Annotated in this window: 1 protein-coding gene; it reads left to right on the plus strand. The window is 62.0% G+C overall.

Going from position 1 to position 597, the window contains the following annotated elements:
• A partial coding sequence (locus ACTJLD_RS41365) for a hypothetical protein (RefSeq protein WP_440661788.1) occupies nucleotides 1–597 on the plus strand: 597 nt, incomplete at both ends.

The following is a 597-nucleotide window of genomic DNA, read 5'->3' on the forward strand; positions in this document are numbered from 1 at the left end:
GCGCACGACGCCAACGTGAACCTGCAGGGCGACTACACGGCGGCATCCGATACGCAGTTCAACGTCGGTCACGATCTCGCGTTCACGTTGCCCGGCACCTTCACGAACAACGCGAACCTGCAGTCGGTCAACAACCTGAGCGTCAATGCGGGCAACATCGTCAACGCGGGTGCCCTGGCGGCCGGTGGTTTGCTGCGTACGCAGTCGACCGATCTGACCAATACGGGTGCGCTGGTCGGCGCCAGCGTGTCGCTCAACGCGACGAATACGATCTCGAACCTTGGACCGACCGCGTTGATCGGTGGATCGGACAGCAACGGTACGCTCGAAATCCTCGCGCACGACATCGAAAACCGCGACGACACGACGGCCACCGACTCGATGGCGACGACGGCCATCTTCGGGATGGGCAAGGTCGTGCTGGCGGGCGGCAAGGACGCGAGTGGCAACTACACGAACGCAGCGTTGGTCAACAACGTGTCTGCCTTGATCCAGTCCGGCGGCGACATGGAATTGCATGCTGACAAGGTGACAAGCACGCGCCGCGTGATGAAAACTTCCACCAGCCAGATCGATCCGGCTTCTCTCGCGCAGTTC

It is taken from the genome of Burkholderia sp. 22088, assembly GCF_052045915.1.
Taxonomy (GTDB): Bacteria; Pseudomonadota; Gammaproteobacteria; order Burkholderiales; family Burkholderiaceae; genus Burkholderia; species Burkholderia cepacia.